At 27.2% G+C, this 2,395-nt stretch carries 2 protein-coding genes and 1 pseudogene; 1 reads left to right on the plus strand and 2 read right to left on the minus strand.

What is annotated here, in order from left to right:
- The first annotated feature begins 99 nt into the window (after window positions 1–99).
- A complete protein-coding gene (locus tag BUA77_RS13060) occupies window positions 100–1,164 on the plus strand; it encodes a YibE/F family protein (protein WP_072891001.1) in 1,065 nt (354 codons plus the stop codon).
- Window positions 1,165–1,216: 52 nt separating this feature from the next.
- On the opposite strand, the pseudogene BUA77_RS14500 reads toward BUA77_RS13060, so the two are convergent.
- Both BUA77_RS14500 and BUA77_RS13075 read right to left on the minus strand, forming a co-directional pair.
- A pseudogene (locus BUA77_RS14500) lies at window positions 1,217–1,968 on the minus strand (YibE/F family protein).
- 36 nt (window positions 1,969–2,004) lie between these two features.
- Entirely contained in the window at window positions 2,005–2,271 is a 267-nt protein-coding gene (locus BUA77_RS13075; protein WP_072891008.1) for a cysteine-rich small domain-containing protein, read from the minus strand.
- Window positions 2,272–2,395: the final 124 nt, after the last annotated feature.

Consider the following 2,395-nt stretch of genomic DNA (forward strand, 5'->3'; position numbering starts at 1 on the left):
GGGAAACTTAGCCATTTCTATAAATTTAAATGTAGTATTTATGCGAGTTGTAGAGTTCTGCAACGAGCTAATTCATAATATTTTAAAGGGGGGATAAATATGAAAAAATTTTTAATTATGCTATTAATAATAATATCATTTTCTAATATAGGACTAGCTAATCAGATAGATGATAATATAGTAAAGGCTGAAGTATTAGAGATAAAAAAACTTAATTATGATGGAGTAAACAAACAAATTATTAAGGTGAAAATTTTAGAAGGTACTTATGTAAATAGAAAAATTGATATTGAATATATGCCTATAGAATATTCTCAGTATAATTTTGATCTTTATAAAGGGAGTAAGGTAAGAATAAAAATTGAGTCAAATAATGATCAAATTAAAGGGAATATTATTAATGTGTCCCGTGAAGACAATTTAAAATTACTTGTAATTATTTTTTTAATATGTGTAATTTTATTTGGAAAAATGAGAGGGATTCTTTCAGTAACTTCATTAGCTATTTCTGGAATAGTAATAATAAAATTAATGATACCATTGATATTAAAAGGGTATAATCCTCTTTTAATAGCAGTAATATGCAGTATATTTATTATTTTAATAAGTTTTATTTTGGTTGCTGGGTTTACATATAAAAGTTTTGCGGCTATATTAGGAACTATTTGTGGAACTATTACTGCTGGATTATTAGCTCAAGTTTTTACAAATTTATGTTCTATTACAGGACTTGCAAATGAAGAAGTACAGTTTTTAATTACTTCTATGGAAATTACAGTAGATTTTAGAGGATTATTTATGAGTGGAGTAATTATAGGAACTATAGGAGCTGTTATGGACGTAGCTATGACAGTTACTTCTGTTATTTTTGAACTTAAAAGTCAATCTAGAAATTTAGGATTTATAGAATTAGTAGGAGCAGGTTTAAATGTAGGGAAAGATGTTATGGCAACTATGGTAAATACTCTTGTATTGGCTTATGCTGGTGCATCTATGCCACTTCTTATTATTTTAAATAAATTTAATATACCTATTAATCAAATAATAAGTATGGAAATCTTATCAACTGAAATAATTCGTTCTTTATGTGGTAGTGTTGGTTTAATTATGACAATTCCATTAACTTCTTTTATTGCTAGTTTTATGGTAAATAATAAAAGATAGAAACAAAGGAATTTTTCTTAATGTCTATAAAAGAAAAATTCCTTTGTTATAGTTACTTATAATTTTTTTTATCTTTTATTAATATACTTGAAACTAGTGCTGTTAAAGGTATAGCTACAATTAATCCTATACTTCCAGATAATGAACGAACAATTTCAGTAGCAATTATATCTAAGTTTAATATTTTTACTATAGATGGTTCATAGTACATAAATAGTAAAAGTAAAGGAATAGAACTTCCGGTATAAGCAAGTATAAGAGTATTAGTCATTGTTCCCATTATATCTTTCCCAACATTCATACCTGATGAAAACAGTTCTTTTTTTGATAAAGAAGGATTTGCTTTGTGTATTTCTTCTATAGAAGAAGCTATTGACATACCAATATCCATTACTGCACCTAAAGCTCCATAATAATTCCTGTAAATAGAAGTGTCTTAAAATCAAGGTTTATAGAATCGCTCATCGTAGATAACATTACTGCTTCGTCACTATTAAGACCTGTTAATTTTACTTTACTACCTATGAGGTATGATAATAATCCGGCTGTCATAACTCCACCGGTAGTTCCAATGATTGCAGATATACTCTTACTATTTATTCCAGAAATAATGAAAAGTGTAATTGTAGCTATACATATTGATACACAAATTGTAACAATCGCAGGATTAAATCCTTTTAGAATTAAAGGAAGAAGTTCTAAAATAACAGCCTTTTCAGTGTATGTAATAGGTTCTTCATCTGCGTATACATTAAATAAAGGTGTGAACAAAACTGTGATAATTATTAAAATAGATTTTTTCATTAGATTCCTCCGTTTATTTGTTAATTTATTTTTTTGCTAATCGTTACTTCTTTCACTTCCTATGCGAATTATTTCTTTCATTTTAGACATTATATAATCATATCCTCCTTTGCTGTGAGGAATAGTGCAGTTAGTACAGTCCTTTATATCATTTTTATATATGAAATTCCCACCGCATTTATCTTTTAGCATATAAAGTGGACAAAAGCAGAACAAACAATTAAAACTTTCTTTATTATTTATCTTATGGCATGGAAAATATTCGCATTTAGTATTTTGAACAAATTTGTAATTTTCACTCATGGAAATTCCCCCCCTTAAATTTTATATCTTAATAGCTCGTTGCAGAACTCTACAACTCGCATAAATACTACATTTAAATTTATAGAAATGGCTAAGTTTCCCCCATTTTGGGTATATATACATT

The organism is Tepidibacter formicigenes DSM 15518, assembly GCF_900142235.1.
Lineage (GTDB): Bacteria > Bacillota > Clostridia > Peptostreptococcales > Peptostreptococcaceae > Tepidibacter > Tepidibacter formicigenes.